This window comes from Rhodococcus sp. IEGM 1306 (assembly GCF_036541985.1).
Taxonomy (GTDB): Bacteria; Actinomycetota; Actinomycetes; order Mycobacteriales; family Mycobacteriaceae; genus Rhodococcus_F; species Rhodococcus_F qingshengii.
In genome coordinates, this window is the sequence record NZ_JAZHFF010000001.1 from 211,100 (window position 1) to 229,858 (window position 18,759).

Genomic DNA, 18,759 nt, shown 5'->3' on the forward strand with positions numbered 1-18,759 from the left:
TCGGGCTGAGCGTAAACGCAAAGGTGCGCCGGGGCAGTCTTTCGATCTGCCCGCGGCGCTGGAGACCTGTCCGGTCGGCGACAGGCCGGATTGCCGGCAGTCTCATCCGAAAAGGCTGAGAACGGATCGGTAGGGTATGGCCCGCGGCAACCCTGCCGAGACGATTTCGGAGAAACCGTTGACCAACGTGCTGATAGTTGTCCTGATACTCGTAGTGATCGCTGCAGTCGTGTTTGTGATCCTGCGTGGACGCCAGGGCAAGCCGAATGCTCGCGTCGACCCGCTCGCCGACTATCCCGAGGTGTACGACCCCCACAAGATCGGGGTCGGCGACATCATCACGTACGCGGGTATCGACCATGTTGTTCGAGGGACCATCACGCTCGACGAAGAGGGGTACATCTGGCGTGAGCACCTTCTCGACGGTTCGACCGGTCGTCGTTGGCTGACGGTCGAGGACGACGAGGGCGAATTGGAGATGACTCTCTGGATGCGTCGAGAAGGAACCAACCTGGTCCCGAACGGCGACGTCATTCTCGACGACAAGGTTCACCGCAAGATCGAAAGTGGAACGGCGAAGTTCACGGCCGAGGGTACGACGGGTACGGCCCCTTCCGGCTCGATGGAATACGCGGACTATGCGACCGCCGACAAGACCGGCCTGATTGCATTCGAGAAGTGGGCGCGCGGACAGTCGTGGGAGGTTTCCACGGGACGGGCGGTCACTCGCAGCGAACTCACCGTCATCCACTCGGGCCCCCCGGAATGAGCCTGTATCTACTCGACGTGGAGCCGACCGACGTGGATGCCTCGGCACTGGGGTTGGTACTGGGAGCTCCTGCGCCACCGACCCTCGCCGAGTTGGTGATCGGAACTTCCGACGCGACGCTGACCCTCGGAGTGCTGGGGGCTTCGCACGTGGTGACGGCCTGGGCGTCGGGAAAGAAACTGACCGAACAGGTTTCGTGCGATGCTCTTGCAGTCGGCGGTGAACCACTGCCCGCAGTGGAGTCCACGCAAAACTACCGGTTCGAGTCTTCCTCACTGGTGATGGACCGGGTCGAATTCGACTCGGAAGCTGCGTCGTTGAAAGAGTCCGCCGGCCACGACGGTTGGATCTGCGGATCCTTTCCCGGTGACGACACGGCTTTGACCGCTTTGTATGGCGTGCGAGACCGCCAGGGGTGGAGTTGGCAGAGTTGGCATTTGTACCCGGGGGAGGGGACAGGAGTGATCGTGAAGACACGCAGCAGGTGGCAGCCGTGAGGGAGCGGACGTGGTTGGCTCCGGTGATGCTGGCGGCCGCAATTGTTCTGTCGGCGTGCGGTGGTGGAGCCAAAGACTTCATCGCGGACAACTATTCCAAGACGTCCCAGGATGGCGACGTCGTGTTGTACTCGTCGAAAGATCCAGTGGGCACGACCGTCTCACGGATTGTCGACGCGGACGAACCAGCGGCGCGAAGTGCTGACGGCGGCAACGAATACCTGCGCTACGACGACGACATCGTCACTGTCAGTTCGGCTTCGAGCGGCGGCAGCACCATCAAGGTAGAGGACATCGACGGCACGTATCGCAGCGGCGGATACGCGTACCTGGGACCGGGTTTCAACCCGGGATCCCCGGCGGGTGGAAGCAGCGGCAGCGGCGGTTCGGGTAGTGCCAAATGACGGTAATGCTCAATGAGAAGGAGAACGGCGTGACGAACATCTTTGCATCCACTTCCGTCGAGATCGGGACGGTGGATCCGGCATTGCTCGTCGGTGGCGTTCTCGGCACCCTCGCCTACTTCGTCGTCGGTGCAGCGGTTCTGGCGACGGGATTCCTGGTCCTCGACCTCATGACACCCGGAAATCTCCGCCATCAGGTTTACGTCGACAAGAATCCGAACGCCGCGATTCTGTTGGCCTCCAATCATCTTGCGCTGGCGATCATCGTGGTGACGGCAATCCTGACCAGTTCGGACGGCTTTGCCCAGGGACTCGCCGACTCCGCGGTATACGGACTGTTCGCGATCGTGTTGCAAGCGATCGCGCTGCGATTGATGAACGCATTCCTTCCCGGCAAGCTGGTTGCGCTGGTGCAGGATCCGAAGATGTGTGGCGCCGCGTGGGCTGTGGGTGTGAGCTTGCTGTCCATCGGTTTGGTGAACGCCGCAGCGCTCACCTGATGGTTGCCGCTGATCCCGATGTGACAGTTGACGAGCGTTCGACGATGCTCGGCCCGCGCGCACGCGTCCTTCTCCTTGCGGCTGTTGCGGCGTGCGCTGCGTGTGGCCTGATCTACGAGCTGGCCCTGTTGACACTCAGCGTGAGTCTGACCGGCGGCGGCATCACCCAGACGTCGTTGATCGTCGCGGGATTTGTTGCGGCTCTGGGTATCGGAGCGCTGGCCGCCAAACCTCTGCTGGGACACGCTGCCGTTTCGTTCGTGACGGTCGAGATACTGCTCGGGCTGATCGGCGGATTCAGTGCCGTCACGCTGTACGTGACCTTCACGTTCTTCGGTTCCAGCGCAGCAGTTCTGGTGGCGGCGACCGCGCTGATCGGCATCCTCGTCGGTGCCGAAGTGCCTCTGCTGATGACGCTCTTGCAGTCCGGTCGCAGCGACAACGACGCACAGAGCACCGGAAAGGTACTGGCCAACCTCAATGCCGCCGACTACCTCGGCGCATTGATCGGTGGTCTGCTGTGGCCGTTCGTACTGTTGCCGTGGGCGGGAATGATTCGCGGTGCCGCACTCACCGGCATGATCAATCTCGTGGCTGCGGCAGTGGTCGCGCTGATACTCCTTCGGTGGCAGCTCAGCCTGCGCGCACGATCGATCGCCGTCGTCGCAATGCTGTTGGCAGCAAGTTTGATCGGATGGTTGCTGATCGCAGCGTCGGACATCGAGACCACGTCGAGGCAGCGGCTCTACACCGATCCCGTGGTGGCCGCCGAGCGATCGGTGTACCAGGAAATCGTCGTCACCGAGCGGGGGAACGACGTGCGCCTGTTCCTCGACGGAGACCTGCAGTTCTCCAGTGTCGACGAGCATCGGTACACGGAGTCGCTGGTGTATCCGGCCCTGGTGAACGACCCCCGGCGCGTGCTGATTCTGGGCGGCGGTGACGGCCTCGCTGCACGGGAAGTGCTGCGAATGAACAGCGTCGAGCAGATCGTTCAAGTGGAACTCGATCCGGCAGTCATCGAGTTGGCCAACACGCGTCTTCGTGATCTGAACGAGGGAGCGCTCGAGGATCCACGGGTGGACGTCGTACTCGACGACGCGTTTCGGTGGCTGCGAGAGCGTCCGGAACCGGGTTTCGATGCGGTGATCGTCGACCTCCCGGATCCTGACACCCCCGCACTTGGCCGCTTGTATTCGATGGAGTTCTACGGACTTGCCGCTGCCGCGATGAATCCGGGCGGGCTGATGGTCGTCCAGTCCGGCAGCCCGTACTCGACACCGGATGCGTACTGGAGAACGGTGTCGACGGTATCGGCTGTCGGACTGAGCGTCTCGCCCTATCACGTTTTCGTGCCGAGCTTCGGTGACTGGGGATATGTGCTCGCGCAAAGAGGTTCCACGCCGCCCGAGCTTCGTCTGCCCGCTGATGTGCCGGAACTACGGTTCCTCGACGAGCCGACGCTGGCGTCGGCCTCGGTGTTTCCTCGCGATCGCCCGAGGCGGGAGTTGGAACCCTCGACGCTCGACCGGCCACGCATCGTCGACGATATGCGCAAGGGCTACGAACGCTGAACTCCCGACCGAGTAGCTTGAATCGAGACTCTCGGCCACGACGGAGGTACGGATGACTGTTCGGATCGAGGAGCACGCACCGGGAGTTCGGTTGCTCACGATGAAGCGCAGGAAGCATTCGCAGCTTTTCATGAAGAAGAGGTGATCGAAATGAACGGTGCACAGTCGCTCATCCAAAGCCTGGTCGACTCGGGCGTCGAGGTGTGCTTCGGCAATCCAGGAACGTCCGAGATGCATTTTGTCGCCGCACTCGATTCCGTTCCGCAGATGCGGGCGGTACTCGGCTTGTTCGAGGGCGCCGTGACCGGTGCCGCGGACGGCTACGCACGGATCGCCGGAAAGCCTGCCGCGACGCTGCTCCATCTGGGCCCCGGTATGGCGAACGGACTGGCGAACCTTCACAACGCGCGCCGCGCCCACACACCGATCGTGAACATCGTCGGGGACCACGCGACCTACCACCACGGTTTCGACGCTCCTCTCGAATCGAACATCGATGCGCTGACCGAATGGTTGGAGGGGTGGAGTCGACGTTCCGAATCCACCGCGACCGTCGGTAGCGACGCGGCCGACGCCGTTGCCGCCTCGTTGAATCCGCCCGGACGCATTGCCACACTTGTCCTCCCTGCCGACGTCTCGTGGGGCGAAGGTGGAGTTCTTGCGGGTCCTCGGGACATACCGGGGCGGGCGGAAGTTTCTGCAACACAGATCGACTCGGTGGTGGGCGCGCTCAATGCCGAGGGTCGCGCCACGCTACTGCTGGGCGGCGCAGCCTGTTCCGAAGCTGGGCTGCGCGCCGCTTCCCGAATTGCGGTCGCGACCGGTGCCCAGATTCTGATCGAGACTTTTCCAGCCAGGCTTCAACGAGGTGCGGGGCTACCGTCATTCGAGCGCTTGGGATACTTCGCCGAGCACGCCACCGAACAACTTCGCGGAACAACTCAGCTGGTTCTGGCCGGAGCGGTTTCGCCGGTCTCGTTCTTTGCGTATCCCGGAAAACCGAGCGATCTGGCACCGGAGGGTGCTGCGGTGACAACGCTGGCAAGCGTCGGCGACGATGTTGCCGGTGCACTGGAGGCAGTGGCCGAACTCGTGGCACCGGGAGTCGAACCTGTTTTGCAGGAAGCGAATCGGCCGGCGCTGCCGAGCGGGCCTCTGGACGTTCGAAATTGGGCCGACGTGATCGGCGCCCTGCTGCCAGGCGACGCCATCATCTCCGACGAGGCGGCGACTTCCGGTTGGGCGATCCCGATTGCCCTTGCCGGAGCGCCGCGCCACGACGTGCTCACGCTCACCGGAGGTGCCATCGGCCAGGGCATCCCGGTGGCGACGGGCGCCGCTGTGGCAGCGCCGGAGCGACCGGTGATCAATCTCGAAGCCGACGGAAGCGCGATGTACACCATCACGGCGTTGTGGACGCAGGCGCGAGAGATGTTGAACGTCACGACGATTCTGCTCAACAATCGCGCATACGCCATCCTGCGTGGCGAACTGCAACGAGTCGGCGCAGAAGGTGGCGGCGTCGTCGCACAGTCGATGCTGGATCTGTCATCTCCGAACATGGACTACGTCAAGATCTCCGAGGGGTTGGGAGTGCCCGCGTCGCGGGCGAACACAGCGGAGGAGTTGGCCCAACAGTTTGCCGCAGCGCTGGCGGAACCCGGCCCGCATCTCATCGAGGTCATGCTGCCTCCGACGTCGTGATTTCGACCTCGAATCGATCGTCGATCGTGCATTCAACTGGAGGTTTTCGGTGCTAGCTGCGATCGGTCTGTCTCTTCCGATTGCCCTCGGCCTGCTTTTCGTCTCGATGCCCATGGCGGTGATCGTGCTCGTCATGATCACCGCTGGAGCACATCGAGGGGCGGCATCTTTTCTACTCGGGTGGGTCCTCGGAATCTCGGCAGTCGTCGCGGTGACCATCGTGATCGCGGACTATTCGTTTGCGGAGTCGGAGTCGTCGCGGACTTCCGTGTGGTCGAGCGTCGTACGAATCGTGTTGGGTCTGGTCCTGTTCGGCTTGGCATACAAGCAGTGGCGCGCGCGTCCGCGAAACGGGAGTGAGCCGACAGTTCCGAAGTGGATGAAGAGCGTCGACGGGTTGACTCCGCGGAAGGCGTTCGGGTTGGCGTTCTTGTCCGCGGCGGTCAATCCCAAGAATGCAGCGCTGGCGGTATCCGGTGCGGCCACTATCGCGGTCGCCACGAATGTCGTTGCCCAACAGATTGTTGCCGCGGTGATCTTCACGGTCATCGCGAGCGTCGGCATCGCGTCGCCGATCCTGGTGAAGGTGTTCTCCGGCAAGCGTGCCGACGAGATCCTCGCGTCCGCGAAGGCATGGATGACCGCCAACAACGCGGTGATGATGACGGTCATCCTGACGATCCTCGGTGCGACCGTGCTGGGCGAGGGGCTCAGTGGGCTGCAATAGGTCGCCTACCATTGGCGGGTGACTGATTTCGACGACGACGCTGCCGGTTCCATTGCCTCCGCTGCTTTGGCTGTTCTGCGCGAGCAAGGCCCGCTGAGTCTCGAAGAGTGGGCGACCCATCTCGAGGAGTACGGAACTGCGACCGAGTTGGCCGATGTACTCGAGTACCTGTCCGAACCGATGCTCGGGTACCTGCCCAACGGAAAGTACGTCGCTCTCGACACGGTCCTCGAAGGGCTCGTGTTCACTCACCGGCTCAGCGAAGTCGAAATTGCGTCGGACATCCTTGACGCGAGCCCCGACCTGGAACCGATCTTGGCATTCGGCGACGACGACGGGGCGATCCGGGTGGCCCTGGCGGAAGAAGCAGCCTCCGAACGCGGAGCTGCTCCCTTCCGGAGTCGACGAGTTGTGGTACTTCCGGCCGGAACCCTCGGCGAGTGCGCCGACGGTGATCTCGTCGGCTTGGCTGTCGAAGACGGAACACTTGCGTTTCGTCTGGTCGAGATCGAGGACGAACCCGATCTTGCTCCGGCGCTCGGCGAACTCTTCGAGGAGGACGGAGTCGAGGCCCTGGATTCTGTGTGCTGGCAACTCCTGATCGAGGATCCGTCACTCTTCACGGTTCCTGTTGCGCCGCTGGGTGAGATCTTCGAGGTGGCAGGTTACGAGCACGAGCGTGAGCTACTGGCTCGGCGGGGATTCGACTTCGACGCCTACGACCTGCAGATTCGGACAGCCTTGGTGGCCAGTACCTACGACCTGACCCACGACGAGGCAGTCTCTGCCGTTGCGTTTGTCGATCTGGCGGACCGCGGATACACCGACGCGGTCATCGCCGACTTCGATATCGCGGACTGGGCCCACCGTCATGTGAGCGCTGCTCCGGACTCTTTTGTCTCACTGGCAGATCCGGGTGCTGCAGTGGCCGTGTTCGATCTCGGATTTCGGAATCAGGACCCGGTGACCGACGCAATCCTCGAAGCGCTTGCCTCCGAACTGGCCGAGCGAGGGCCACGGTCGGTGCGGGCGGCGGCTCATTGGCTCGCCGGTAAGGCCGTCGATCGGCTGGGGCGCGTCCTCGAAGCGGAGGCGCACTACGAGAAAGCGCTCCTTGCCGAATCCGGTTGGGGTCCGGCCTTGTTCGAGCTGGCTCAGTTTGCGTCGGACCGCGGCGATGCGACCCGGGCGCTGTCACTGCTCGGGCGGATCGACGGCGGAACCGAAGAGAATCTCTACGCCGTACTGCAGGACTTCGTCCCAGCCGATCACCCGGAACTCGGGCGAAACGACAAGTGTTGGTGCGGTTCCGGCCGCAAGTACAAGGTCTGCCACCTCGGAAAGGCCGATGAATCCGTCAAGGCGGACGGTCGGTGGCTGTACAAGAAGGCATGCCTGTTTGCGTTTGCCTCCGAATTCGTCGACATCGTGACCGGGCTCGACGATCTCGAAAACGAAAATCTCTCCGAGGACGAACTGATCGCGGCCACGATCTTCGACGGATCGGCACTGGACGTCGCTCTGTTCGAGGGTGGAATCTTTGCCGAATTCTTGGCCAGACGCAGCGAACTACTTCCGGAGGCGGAAGTTGTGACAGCCGCACAGTGGCTCGGAATCCGGAGGTCGGTGTACGAGGTGATCGAAACGTCCGACACCGGCGTCGTGCTGCTCGATCGTGGGTCCAAGGAGACCGTCACGGTTGCTCACTCGGTCGAAGGCAAGCCAGGTGATGTGATCAGTGCTCGGGTCCTGACGGCCCCCACTGGAGCGTTTGCGGTGGGTGTTGTGGTCATGGCAATGGAATCGCAGGCTGCGAGGGTGCTCGAGGTTCTCGCTTCCGAAGATCTCGAGGCCGAAGAACTGGTGCGCGAGTTGCGTGGAGGCGCCGATCACTCGACCGATGACCGGTGACGATGTATCGAGTCGACCCCGTTAAAGTTGGATAGGTGAACGAACCGATGGATGCCAATGACTTGATCGCCGAAGCCGCGATGGAGTTGTTGCGTGAGCACGGCCCGCAGACAGCGGCGGACTGGGGCACCCTGTTGGCTGACGCCGGGCACGGTACAGCCGAGGACATGACCGAATTCGTCGAGTACGTCGAGGACCCGTTGCTCGGATACTTGAGTGAGGAGCGGTACGCCGCACTCGACACGTTGTTCGAGCATCGAGTGCTGACCCATCGGCTCACCGAAGCGGAGATCAAGTCCGGCGTTCTCGACGCGAACCCCGATCTGATGATGCTGCGGGTTTTCCTCGATCGTGACGACGACGAAATCCACGGCATCAGCGTCGTGCACCGCGGGACCGACGACGATCTTTTGGCTGATCGTGGGATCGAAGATCCGGAGTTCCCACACGACGAAGGCTTTCTGCTCGACACCGACACCCTTGCCGAGTGCTCGGTAGGTGACTTGATCGGATTGTTCGTCGCTGACCGTGAGCTGACACTCTGCACCATCCCCGAGGTACTGGATCCCGCACCCGGATTCGGCGAGAGTCTGGGGACGGTCCTCGCAGACACCGGTGCTGACACCCTCGATGCCATTGTCTGGCAATTGATGCTCGACGAGCCGTCGCTGTTCCGTCAGCCGACCGCACCGCTGGGCGAGATGCTCGAGGCGGCAGGTTACGTCCGCGACGGTGATTACGTTGCGGTCGACGGATTCGATTTCGAGGCGTACCACCTGGCGAACCGGGCTCGCATGCTCGAGGTTCGGGAGAACCTGCACCCGGAAGAAGCCGCCTCGGTGATTGCCTTCGTCGATGTGGTCATGGCCGCGAAAGTCGAAGCCGTCGAGGATGTCTCGGACTGGGCGCGCAAGCAGATCAAAGAGGATCCGCAGACCTTCGCCGGCATCGCCGAGCCGCCCGCGGCTGCGGCAGCGTTGGAGCTGTTGTCCGAACTCGACGATCATGATTCCGTATTGCATTCTGTTGCAACTGCTCTCGCCGAGAAAGGGTCGCGTCGTGTCAAGCCGGCAGCGCACTGGCTGGCGGGCAAGGCTTCGGATCGTCTCGGCAAGATCCTGGCCGCTGAGGCGTCGTACGAATCAGCGCACGATCTCGATCCCGACTGGACTCCCGCGATCTTCGATCTGGCGCTACTGGCCGCCGATCGAAGCGATGTGACGCGCGCGCTGGCTTTGCTGGGCCGAATCGAGGGTGGCGAGTCCGAGGTTCTGCACGAGGTTCTTCAGCGCTACGCCCCGGCCGAGCACCCCGAACTCGGACGAAATGACAAGTGCTGGTGCGGTTCCGGTCGAAAGTTCAAGGTTTGCCATCTCGGTAAGTCCGAGGTGACGTTCGACGACCGGGCCAGCTGGCTCTACGTCAAGGCTCAGTTGTTCTCGCGCACGCCGGAGTACTTCGACGCCGTGTTCGATCTTGCGCTCATCCGTGCCGAGCAGTTCAACAGCGAAGAAGCGCTGACGCTGGCCGTCGAAGGTGGTTTGGCCGTCGACGCTGCTTTGTTCGACGCCGGCATCTTCGCGGCTTTTGTCGAGCGCCGCGGAGAACTGCTGCCTGCCGACGAACGCGAACTGGCCGATCAGTGGTTGTCGATTCCGCGCTCGGTGTACAAGGTCGCCTCGACGGAGCCGGGACAGTTGGTGACCCTCAGCGACGTCCGCAACGGGCATCTGGTGAAGGTCACGGACGAGTGGGGCTCGCTGAACCTCGAGCCAGGCACACTCGTGTGTGCTCGTGTTCTTCCGGCCGGGTCCACGATGCGCACGTTCGGTGGCATCGAGCCGCTTGCGGTAGAAGACAAGAAGGAGTTGATCCAACTGATCGAGTCGGTGGATACCGAACCGGGTCAGCTGGTGGAGTTCCTCAGTCGCGGCCTTGCCGGTGCGCCTTTCCGGTAGCGTGAACTACCAAAAAGGCGCACGGGGCCGGAGGCCCTAGGGCGTTACCTGAGCCAACATCATCTGCTCGAAACCCTCACCGTACGGCGGGAGCATTCCCCATTCACCGCGTGGGTCATGCTGCGCTGCTTCGAATACCGTTCGCGCGTGACTGAACTCCAGGAAACCCTCACGGCCGTGGTAGTGCCCGATGCCCGAAGCCCCGACGCCGCCGAAGGGTGCGTCGCTCAGCCCGGGGTGAGACATCGCGTCGTTGATGGTGACGCCGCCCGAGACGGTGCGTTCGAGTACGGATTCCTTCTCGTCCAGATCGGTTCCGAAGTAGTACAGCGCCAACGGTTTCGGTCGTGAATTGATGTCGGCGACGACGTTGTCGAGTTGGTCGTACGGCAAGACGACGACGGCCGGCCCGAAGATCTCCTCCTTCATGATCTGCGCGTCGGTCGGAGGGTCGACCACGATTCGCAGTGGGCGACGACGAGTGTCTGCGGAGAGTTCTTCGTCGGGAACGGTGATGATTCGTGCCCCACGTTCTTCGGCGTCCGCGATGTACCCCTCGATGCGTGCGAGGTGACGATCGCTGACTATCGAGACCATGTCTTTGTTGTCGGCAATCGTGGGAAACAGTCCCGTGAACTGGTCGGTGAACGCGTCGATGAATGCTTCCGTGTTCTCGCGCGGAACGTAGATCAGATCGGGAGAGACACAGAGTTGACCGGCGTTGGTGGACTTCGCGATAGCCAAACGCGAAGCAGCAGAGCTGATATCGGCACTGCGGCTCAAGACGCTCGGTGACTTGCCGCCGAGTTCGAGGGTGACCGGCACCAGGTTCTTCGCAGCATTGGCCATGACCAGCTTTCCGACGGTCGTGCTGCCGGTGAAGACGAGGTGGTCGAAAGGCAGCGACGTCAGCAGATCAGCGACTTCCGGGCCGCCGGTCACCACCGCGACCTCCACGGGGTCGAGAGTTCGACGCGCCGCCTCGGCCAGGACGGCCGCAGTATTGGGCACGATCTCCGACGGTTTGAGAACGGCGCGATTTCCTGCTCCGAGGGCGCAGGCGAGCGGGCTCAGGAGAGTGAACAGGGGAGCATTCCAGGTTCCGATGATGCCGATCGAACCCTTCGGCTGGTACGACACGTACGCCGTGGCACCCAACTGGTCCTGCATCGCTCCGGTAGCTCTCGGTGAGCGAATCATCCACTCTTCGAGCGAATCACGAACGTGCTTGAGTGAAACCATCGACCCGAGAACGTCATTCATCACCGAGTAGGCCGGGATTCGGCCGCCGAAGTCTTCGTTGATCGCCTCGGTCAGATCCTTGTGGTTTGCCACCAGGAGATCGACGACGCGTTGAATGCGCTCGCGTCGTGTCTGCGCGGACGGAAGACCAGCGGCTCGAGTTGCTTCCTGCTGAGCGCGCAGAATCTCTTCGAGATCAGTGGTGACGGCGGCATCGGTGCTCATGGGCACTCCTCGTAGTGGCGAAGTATTGACCGGACCGTATCGACGCGGTGCGAGTGGATGCCCTTTTCGTCTCGTTGACCGGGACGGATTCGATTGGTAGAGAGAACACATGTCGCAGACACAGGTAGAAGACACTGCAGTGAAGATTTCCGTCGAGGAATCGGTGGGACTCGGTTTCCTGACGCTCGATCGGCCGGCGCGGCGCAATCCGCTCTCGGCGGAGACCATGCGTGAGGTGACGGCTGCCCTTGTCGAATTGTCTGTAGACGAGCGCGTGCGGGTCGTGATCGTGCGCGCCGAAGGCCCGGTGTTCTCCGCCGGACACGATCTGACGGAGATGATCGGGAGAACCCTCGAGGACGAGCGGGCGATCTTCGACGGCTGTACCGAGATGATGGAGACCGTACAGCGGATTCCGCAGCCGGTGATTGCCGCAGTACAGGGCCCGGCTATCGCGGCGGGCTGCCAACTGGCCGCGTCGTGTGATCTGGTTGTTGCTGCGTCGAATGCTGTCTTCGGCACGCCGGGCGTCAAGATCGGACTGTTCTGCTCGACGCCCATGGTGGCGCTGAGCAGGGCAGTAGGGCGCAAGCGCTCGATGCAGATGTTGCTCACCGGGCAGACGATCGACGCCGACACCGCTGCGGACTGGGGTCTGGTGAACTTCGTCGTCGCGCCCGAAGACCTGGACCGAGAGGTGCGCGAACTGGCCGCCAAGATCACGACGGCCAGCCCCTTGACGGTGAAGATCGGTAAGCAGGCGTTCTATCGCCAGATCGATCTGCCGCAAGCGCAGGCGTACGAGGCGATGGCGGAAACTATGGCAACCAACGCCGTGACCTGCGACGCTCAGGAAGGTATGCAGGCCTTTGTGGACAAGCGAAAGCCCGAATGGCGCAATAAGTAACGATCGCTCTTCCGGTTTAGTTGGACGTCCTATAACCTGAGGCGCATGAGCCTGGATCCACGCACCAACACTGTCGACGGAGTGCTTCGGCGCTCGGCAGCCAAGTACCCCGACCGTGTAGCCGTCGTATTCGAAGATCGCACTCGCACCTACCGCGAACTCGACGACGCGGTGACGCGGGTCGCCGCCCACTTGCTCGGTCTGGGGCTCGAACAAGGCGACCGCGTCGCGGCATACGGAACCAACTCCGACGCCTATGCAATCGGATTTCTTGCCTGTGCACGAGCAGGTTTGGTGCATGTTCCCGTCAATTACGCACTGAAGGGGGAGGAACTCCGGTACCTCGTGGCGCAGTCAGGCGCCCGCGCGGTGTTGGTGGATCCGGCATTGGCGCCGACGCTCGACTCGGTACGCTCCGACCTCGATCTCGATCACGTGATCGCACTGCGGGACGCGGAACTGTCCGTGGTCACGATCGGTGAGGCGGGCGAGGTGCCGGTCTTCGAACCGCGTGCGACGTCGACCGATCTGGCGCAACTCCTGTACACCTCGGGCACCACCTCGAAGCCCAAGGGCGCCATGATGTCTCACGGTGCACTGGTTCACGAGTACGTGTCCTCGGTGATCGCGCTCGGCCTCGACAAGAACGACAACCCGCTGATCTGCATGCCGATGTACCACTCCGCGGGCATGCACGTCTTCATGCTGCCGTACCTGTCCGTCGGCGCGACGGTCAGTCTGATGCAGGCGCCGGACATCCCGGAAATCCTGCGCCGCGTCGAAGCCGAAAAGATCGGATCGCTGTTCCTGGCGCCGACCGTGTGGGTACCGCTGGCCAACCATCCGGACCTCGAGACCCGCGATCTGTCTTCGCTGAAGAAGGCGCAGTACGGCGCCTCGATCATGCCGGTCACCGTGCTCAATCGTCTGCGCGAGCGCTACCCGGACATCGGTTTCTACAACTGCTTCGGTCAGTCCGAAATCGGCCCACTGGCAACAGTTCTCCAGCCCAGCGAGCATGCTGATCGCCCGTCTTCCTGTGGTCGCGCGGTGTTCTTCGTCGAAACCCGCGTCGTCGACGCCGACGGAAACGATGTTGCCGACGGTGAGTCCGGCGAGGTTCTCTACCGCTCACCGCAGCTGTGCAACGGCTACTGGGAGAATCCGGAAGCCACCGCCGAGGCCTTCCGTGACGGCTGGTTCCATTCGGGCGATCTGGTCGTGCGGGACGAAGAAGGGTTCATCACGGTCGTCGACCGGATCAAGGACGTCATCAACACCGGCGGCATCCTGGTGGCGTCACGCGAGGTCGAAGATGCGGTCTACACGCACCCCGCCGTGGCAGAAGTTGCCGTGATCGGTACGCCCGACGAGAAGTGGATCGAGGCCGTCACCGCGATCGTCGTGCTCAAGGACGGCAACGACGCGTTGACGCCCGAGGCGTTGATTGCCCACGTCAAGGAGCGAATCGCTCCGTTCAAGGTGCCCAAGCATGTCCGTTTCGTGGCCGAGCTTCCGCGCAACCAGAGCGGCAAGCTACTGAAGCGGGAACTGCGCACCGTCTGAAGCTTGCTATAGGTTCTGCCTTACCTTCGGTTCGTTTTCAGGTCTTTGACTCCGATTGCCTCACGGTATTGACTTCGGGGGACGGCATGGACTTCGGAAACAGCAAGGTGAGTGGTGGGAATGCAGGTCGACGCAGATGACTTCGCAGATATCTTGGCGACTGCGCGGGAGTTCATCCGTAAGGAAGTAGTTCCGCGTGAGCAGGAGATAGCCGACACCGACGCCATTCCTGAGGACATACGCAAGAAGGCCGCAGCTATCGGGCTCTTCGGTTACGCGATCCCTCAGGAATGGGGTGGGCTCGGACTCGATCTCGCCCAAGACGTCGAACTGGCAATGGAATTCGGCTACACGTCTCTGGCGCTGCGTTCGATGTTCGGTACCAACAACGGAATTGCCGGACAGGTGCTGGTCGGCTTCGGTACCGACGAGCAGAAGGCTCAGTGGCTCGAGCGCATCGCCTCCGGTGATGTCGTGGCTTCCTTTGCTCTCACCGAACCGGGCGCGGGCTCCAACCCGGCCGGCCTTCGGACCAAGGCAGTGCTGGACGGATCCGACTGGGTGATCGACGGCAACAAGCGGTTCATCACCAATGCTCCACTGGCGCAGCTGTTCGTGGTGTTCGCGCGCACACGCCCGGCGGATTCCGATGGTCCGGGAATTGCAGTGTTCCTGGTTCCGGCTGACACGCCAGGTGTCACGGTCGGTCCCAAGGACAAGAAGATGGGTCAGGAAGGTGCTTGGACCTCCGAGGTCACCTTCGACAACGTCCGAGTTCCCGAGTCGGCCCTCGTCGGTGGCGACCAGGACACCGGATACCGCGCAGCGATGACGTCTCTCGCGCGCGGACGAGTCCATATCGCGGCGCTCTCGGTGGGAGCAGCACAGCGAGCGCTCGACGAATCTGTCGCGTTCTCCGTGGTCACGGAACAGGGCGGCACCGCGATCGGCGACTTCCAGCTGGTTCAAGCGATGCTGGCAGACCAGCAAGCCGGTGTGATGGCAGGGCGCGCGATGGTGCGCGAGGTGGCCGCGCGGTATGTCAGCGGTGAGGATCGCCGTCTCGGGCCTTCGGCGGCAAAGCTTTTCTGCACCGAGATGGTGGGCAAGGTCGCAGATCTCGCCGTGCAGATCCACGGGGGCAACGGGTACATGCGCGGTGTTCCGGTCGAACGCATCTACCGTGAAGTTCGCCTGTTGCGCCTGTACGAGGGAACCAGCGAGATCCAGCGTCTGATTCTCGGTGGTGGGCTCGTGGCGCAAGCGAAAAAGCAAAACCAGCGCTGACACATTTTCCAGACGAGCTTTAACCTCACGAACGGAGTGGACATGGGATTGTTGGACGGCAAGGTTGCGGTAGTGACCGGCGGAGCCCAGGGCATCGGGCTCGAAATTGCGCGCACCTTCATCAAGGAAGGCGCGACCGTCGTTCTCGGCGACATCAACGAAACCGTGGGAACGGCTGCGGTCGCCGAACTCGGTGGAGAGTCGGTCGCCCGTTTCGCTTCCTGCGACGTGCGTGACTCCGGACAGGTCGAGGCCATGCTCGATCTGGCCGAAAGCGCTTTCGGTCCAGTCGATGTCATGGTCAACAACGCCGGCATGACGCGCGACGCCACGATGCGGAAGATGACCGAGCAGGACTTCGACGACGTGATCGCCGTTCACCTCAAGGGCGCCTGGAACGGAACACGCGCTGCCGCCGCCCGCATGCGCGAGCGTGAGACGGGCGCGATCGTGAACATCTCGTCCATCTCCGGCAAGGTGGGCATGCTCGGGCAGACCAACTACTCGGCCGCGAAGGCCGGGATCGTCGGTCTGACGAAGGCCGCGGCAAAAGAGGTCGCGTTCAAGAACGTTCGCGTCAACGCCGTTCAGCCCGGACTGGTCCGCACGGCGATGACCGAGGCGATGCCCGAACGGATCTGGAACGAGAAGCTTGCCGAGATTCCGATGGGGCGCGCAGCCGAGCCTTCGGAAGTTGCTTCGGTTGTGCTGTTCCTCGCGAGCGACCTCTCGAGCTACATGACCGGCACGGTTCTCGAGATCACCGGCGGCCGCCACATCTGATCCGTCCTGTTCGAGTGCAAGAATTAAAGGTGTGAGAATTCTGGGTGTAAAACTTCTGGGGTGACTACTGACATGGGACAGCCGAACTCGGATCTTCCGCTCGACGGAATCACCGTAGTTGCACTCGAACAGGCGGTGGCGGCACCGCTCGCCACCAGACATCTCGCGGACATGGGTGCGCGGGTGATCAAGATAGAACGCGTCGGCGAGGGTGACTTCGCGCGTCACTACGACCAGGCGGTTCACGGTCAGGCATCACACTTCGTGTGGCTCAACCGTTCCAAGGAATCGATCGCCGTCGATGTGAAGTCGGAAGCCGGCCGGCAGATCCTTCTCGATCTGGTCGCGCGAGCCGATGTGTTCCTGCAGAACCTGGCTCCCGACGCAGCCGCGAGACTGGGGTTCGGCGCGGAGGAACTGCGCGATAAATACCCACGGCTCATCGTGATCGACATGTCCGGCTACGGCAGTGCCGGCCCGCGGCGCGAGCGCAAGGCCTACGACATGTTGGTCCAAGCCGAGACCGGAATGATCTCCGTGACAGGCACACCGGAGACGGCCACCAAGACCGGCATCCCGGTCTCCGACATCGCGGCAGGAATGTACGCGCTGACTTCGATTCTGAGCGCCCTGTTCCGTAGAGAGCGAACGGGCAAGGGAGCGCTCGTCGAGGTCTCGATGTTCGATTCCACCGTCGAGTGGCTGGGCCATCCGATGTACATGAAAATGTATGCGGACAAGCAGATTCCACGTGTCGGTCTCGGCCATGCCGCGATCGTTCCCTACGATTCGTATCCCACGGCCGACGGCGAAATCCTGATCGGCGTCCAGAACGATCGTGGATGGCGAGCGCTGATGGTGGACGTGTTCGAGCGAGAGGATCTGGTCGATCATCCGCGTTACCGCACCAACATCGTGCGCGTCGAAAACCGTTGCGAGGTAGACGAATTGGTTGGCTCTCTGACGCGTCTGTACTCGACGACAGATCTGGATCAGCGTCTGGCCGCCGCTGGTGTTCCGGCCGCGGCACTCAACGACATGGCCGGTCTGCTGGAACATCCGCAGCTGGAGAAGCGTGCCAGGTGGCGGTCCGTGGGCACCGAGAACGGTCCGATCGATGCCGTGCTGCCTCCGATGACGTATTCGGATGTCGAAATGCGCATGGGTGACGTTCCAGCACTCGGCCAGCAGACGGATTCTCTGCTGGCCGAGTTGGGACTTACGGGCGACCGGATCGCGGAACTTCGCCGCGACGGATCGATCGGTTAACGCTTCTAGCGTCGCAGGTTCTCGAACACCGCGGCAATCCCTTGTCCGCCACCGATACACATGGTCTCGATCCCGTACCGTGCCTGGCGCCGGTCGAGTTCGCGCAGCAGATTGGCGAGGATCCGCCCACCGGTAGCGCCGACAGGATGTCCGAGCGAGATTCCGGAACCGTTGACGTTGAAGCGTTCTTCGATGTCCTGCGCGCTCAATCCCCAGGCTTTGGCGCACGCGAGAACCTGGGCGGCGAAGGCCTCGTTGACTTCGATGAGGTCGATGTCGTCCAGCGACAGATCGACACGGGAGAGAGCCTTCGCCACGGCAGGCACCGGTCCGATGCCCATCCGGTTCGGCTCCACACCGGCCACACCCCAGCTGACCAGTTTCGCGAACGGCCGCAGGCCCAGCCGTTCGGCGTTGGCCGCAGTGGTGACGATGGCCGCGGCTCCGGCGTCGTTCTGGCCGCAGGCGTTTCCGGCGGTGACTGTTGCTTCGGGGTCGACGCGACCTCGAATGGGTCGCAGTGCAGCAAGATCGGACAGTTGTATCCCTCGGCGCGGATGCTCGTCTTGGGTGACGACTGTCTGCTCACCACGGCGTCCGGGCACCGAAACGGGAATGGTCTCGTCGTCGAAATACCCGCTGTCCTGGGCGTGAACGGCCCGTTCGTGCGATCGCACCGCGTATCGGTCCTGCTCGTCGCGGGTGATCGAGTACTCCCGGCGCAAGTTCTCGGCGGTCTCGATCATGCCGCCTTCCACCGGAAAGTTGACTCCGCCGGAGTTCGTGCGCGGTTTGGCCAATCGGTCGTGGAACTCGACGGAAGGGCGCTTTGTGCCCCAACGCATGTCGGTGGAGTAGAACTCGGTTCCGCTCATGCTTTCGGCGCCGCCGGCGATGACCAGATCACTCATTCCGGTCTGTACCTGCATCGCGGCGTAGATGATCGCCTGCAATCCCGAACCGCAACGGCGATCGAGTTGTATTCCGGGAACGGACACGTCCAGACCGGCGTCGAGTGCCGCGATTCGCCCGATGGCCGCGGCCTCTCCGTTGGCGTAACCCTGACCGAAGATGACGTCGTCGACATCGGTGGACGCAATGCCGGTTCGTTCGACGAGGCCACGCACAACAGTGCCGGCGAGAGTGGTGACGGGAACGTCCTTGAAGACTCCGCCGAATCCGCCCACCGGGGTGCGAACGGGTTCACAGATGACTGCGTCGTGCATGGAATGCGCCTGTCTCGAGGAGAGTGGGGAATGCGTCGCGTGAACGGGCCGATCGAAGGGCCCACCGCGACCTGGCCTCTCGAATATCCAGCACACGTGGCGCGGTTGTCAACAGCAGGAACGACCTGTTCGGACATAGTTTCCGCCATACGGTTCGTATGCGAAATCGACTTTGACACATATACCGTTCGGGGATTGAATGGATGCAGC

The 18,759-nt window shown here is 62.6% G+C and carries 16 protein-coding genes; 14 read left to right on the forward strand and 2 right to left on the reverse strand.

Annotated features, from left to right (window positions below; all coding sequences use genetic code 11):
• Positions 1–136: 136 nt before the first annotated feature.
• From V3587_RS01140 to V3587_RS01180, 9 genes are all read left to right on the forward strand, one after another.
• Positions 137–769, forward strand: a complete 633-nt coding sequence (locus V3587_RS01140; protein WP_283376029.1) for a DUF4178 domain-containing protein — start codon at positions 137–139, stop codon at positions 767–769.
• Positions 766–1,266, forward strand: a complete 501-nt coding sequence (locus V3587_RS01145) for a DUF2617 family protein (RefSeq protein WP_064687754.1) — start codon at positions 766–768, stop codon at positions 1,264–1,266. The genes V3587_RS01140 and V3587_RS01145 overlap by 4 nt, the downstream gene beginning before the upstream one ends.
• Before the next feature lie 26 nt (positions 1,267–1,292).
• Positions 1,293–1,670, forward strand: coding sequence for a DUF4247 domain-containing protein (locus V3587_RS01150; protein ID WP_052027902.1), 378 nt, complete (start codon positions 1,293–1,295; stop codon positions 1,668–1,670).
• Complete coding sequence (locus V3587_RS01155) at positions 1,667–2,170, forward strand: DUF350 domain-containing protein (protein WP_042448576.1); 504 nt, start codon at positions 1,667–1,669, stop codon at positions 2,168–2,170. The genes V3587_RS01150 and V3587_RS01155 overlap by 4 nt, the downstream gene beginning before the upstream one ends.
• Positions 2,170–3,744, forward strand: a complete 1,575-nt coding sequence (locus V3587_RS01160; protein WP_064074246.1) for a polyamine aminopropyltransferase — start codon at positions 2,170–2,172, stop codon at positions 3,742–3,744. Before V3587_RS01155 ends, V3587_RS01160 begins: the two co-directional genes overlap by 1 nt.
• A gap of 150 nt (positions 3,745–3,894) precedes the next feature.
• On the forward strand, positions 3,895–5,448 hold the full coding sequence (locus V3587_RS01165) for an acetolactate synthase large subunit (protein ID WP_064688125.1): 1,554 nt from the start codon (positions 3,895–3,897) through the stop codon (positions 5,446–5,448).
• 49 nt (positions 5,449–5,497) lie between these two features.
• On the forward strand, positions 5,498–6,175 hold the full coding sequence (locus V3587_RS01170; protein WP_192712196.1) for a GAP family protein: 678 nt from the start codon (positions 5,498–5,500) through the stop codon (positions 6,173–6,175).
• Between the two features lie 18 nt (positions 6,176–6,193).
• On the forward strand, positions 6,194–8,086 hold the full coding sequence (locus tag V3587_RS01175) for an SEC-C domain-containing protein (protein ID WP_192712197.1): 1,893 nt from the start codon (positions 6,194–6,196) through the stop codon (positions 8,084–8,086).
• A gap of 35 nt (positions 8,087–8,121) precedes the next feature.
• The gene (locus V3587_RS01180) at positions 8,122–10,044 is read left to right on the forward strand and encodes an SEC-C domain-containing protein (protein ID WP_283376030.1); all 1,923 of its coding nucleotides are present in this window, start codon (positions 8,122–8,124) and stop codon (positions 10,042–10,044) included.
• Between the two features lie 36 nt (positions 10,045–10,080).
• Here V3587_RS01180 and V3587_RS01185 read toward each other — a convergent pair whose 3' ends face one another.
• On the reverse strand, positions 10,081–11,511 hold the full coding sequence (locus V3587_RS01185; RefSeq protein ID WP_007729546.1) for a coniferyl aldehyde dehydrogenase: 1,431 nt from the start codon (positions 11,509–11,511) through the stop codon (positions 10,081–10,083).
• Between the two features lie 109 nt (positions 11,512–11,620).
• On the opposite strand from V3587_RS01185, the gene V3587_RS01190 reads away from it, so the two are divergent.
• The 5 genes from V3587_RS01190 (at position 11,621) to V3587_RS01210 (ending at position 17,323) form a co-directional block, all read left to right on the forward strand.
• Positions 11,621–12,418 carry an enoyl-CoA hydratase gene (locus V3587_RS01190; RefSeq protein ID WP_003939812.1) on the forward strand — a complete coding sequence of 266 codons (798 nt, stop codon included), beginning with the start codon at positions 11,621–11,623 and terminating at the stop codon, positions 12,416–12,418.
• A gap of 45 nt (positions 12,419–12,463) precedes the next feature.
• Entirely contained in the window at positions 12,464–13,984 is a 1,521-nt protein-coding gene (locus tag V3587_RS01195) for an acyl-CoA synthetase (protein WP_283376031.1), read from the forward strand.
• Positions 13,985–14,104: 120 nt separating this feature from the next.
• Positions 14,105–15,271, forward strand: a complete 1,167-nt coding sequence (locus tag V3587_RS01200; RefSeq protein WP_042923971.1) for an acyl-CoA dehydrogenase family protein — start codon at positions 14,105–14,107, stop codon at positions 15,269–15,271.
• A gap of 42 nt (positions 15,272–15,313) precedes the next feature.
• The gene (gene fabG, locus V3587_RS01205) at positions 15,314–16,054 is read left to right on the forward strand and encodes a 3-oxoacyl-ACP reductase FabG (RefSeq protein WP_003940214.1); all 741 of its coding nucleotides are present in this window, start codon (positions 15,314–15,316) and stop codon (positions 16,052–16,054) included.
• 72 nt (positions 16,055–16,126) lie between these two features.
• Positions 16,127–17,323 (forward strand): CaiB/BaiF CoA transferase family protein, encoded by a 1,197-nt coding sequence (locus V3587_RS01210; protein ID WP_073513355.1) that lies wholly within the window; start codon positions 16,127–16,129, stop codon positions 17,321–17,323.
• Between the two features lie 5 nt (positions 17,324–17,328).
• Here V3587_RS01210 and V3587_RS01215 read toward each other — a convergent pair whose 3' ends face one another.
• Positions 17,329–18,549 (reverse strand): acetyl-CoA C-acetyltransferase, encoded by a 1,221-nt coding sequence (locus V3587_RS01215; protein ID WP_007729531.1) that lies wholly within the window; start codon positions 18,547–18,549, stop codon positions 17,329–17,331.
• Positions 18,550–18,759 lie beyond the last annotated feature (210 nt).

What these genes read in the sequence shown, in the direction of transcription:
- V3587_RS01165 (WP_064688125.1), top strand. Translation starts at nt 3,895, where the DNA reads ATGAACGGTGCACAGTCGCTCATCCAAAGCCTGGTCGACTCGGGCGTC.
- V3587_RS01140 (WP_283376029.1), top strand. Translation starts at nt 137, where the DNA reads ATGGCCCGCGGCAACCCTGCCGAGACGATTTCGGAGAAACCGTTGACC.
- V3587_RS01185 (WP_007729546.1), bottom strand. Translation starts at nt 11,511, where the DNA reads ATGAGCACCGATGCCGCCGTCACCACTGATCTCGAAGAGATTCTGCGC.
- V3587_RS01155 (WP_042448576.1), top strand. Translation starts at nt 1,667, where the DNA reads ATGACGGTAATGCTCAATGAGAAGGAGAACGGCGTGACGAACATCTTT.
- V3587_RS01190 (WP_003939812.1), top strand. Translation starts at nt 11,621, where the DNA reads ATGTCGCAGACACAGGTAGAAGACACTGCAGTGAAGATTTCCGTCGAG.
- V3587_RS01215 (WP_007729531.1), bottom strand. Translation starts at nt 18,549, where the DNA reads ATGCACGACGCAGTCATCTGTGAACCCGTTCGCACCCCGGTGGGCGGA.
- V3587_RS01160 (WP_064074246.1), top strand. Translation starts at nt 2,170, where the DNA reads ATGGTTGCCGCTGATCCCGATGTGACAGTTGACGAGCGTTCGACGATG.
- V3587_RS01195 (WP_283376031.1), top strand. Translation starts at nt 12,464, where the DNA reads ATGAGCCTGGATCCACGCACCAACACTGTCGACGGAGTGCTTCGGCGC.
- V3587_RS01210 (WP_073513355.1), top strand. Translation starts at nt 16,127, where the DNA reads ATGGGACAGCCGAACTCGGATCTTCCGCTCGACGGAATCACCGTAGTT.
- V3587_RS01150 (WP_052027902.1), top strand. Translation starts at nt 1,293, where the DNA reads ATGCTGGCGGCCGCAATTGTTCTGTCGGCGTGCGGTGGTGGAGCCAAA.
- fabG (WP_003940214.1), top strand. Translation starts at nt 15,314, where the DNA reads ATGGGATTGTTGGACGGCAAGGTTGCGGTAGTGACCGGCGGAGCCCAG.
- V3587_RS01145 (WP_064687754.1), top strand. Translation starts at nt 766, where the DNA reads ATGAGCCTGTATCTACTCGACGTGGAGCCGACCGACGTGGATGCCTCG.
- V3587_RS01200 (WP_042923971.1), top strand. Translation starts at nt 14,105, where the DNA reads ATGCAGGTCGACGCAGATGACTTCGCAGATATCTTGGCGACTGCGCGG.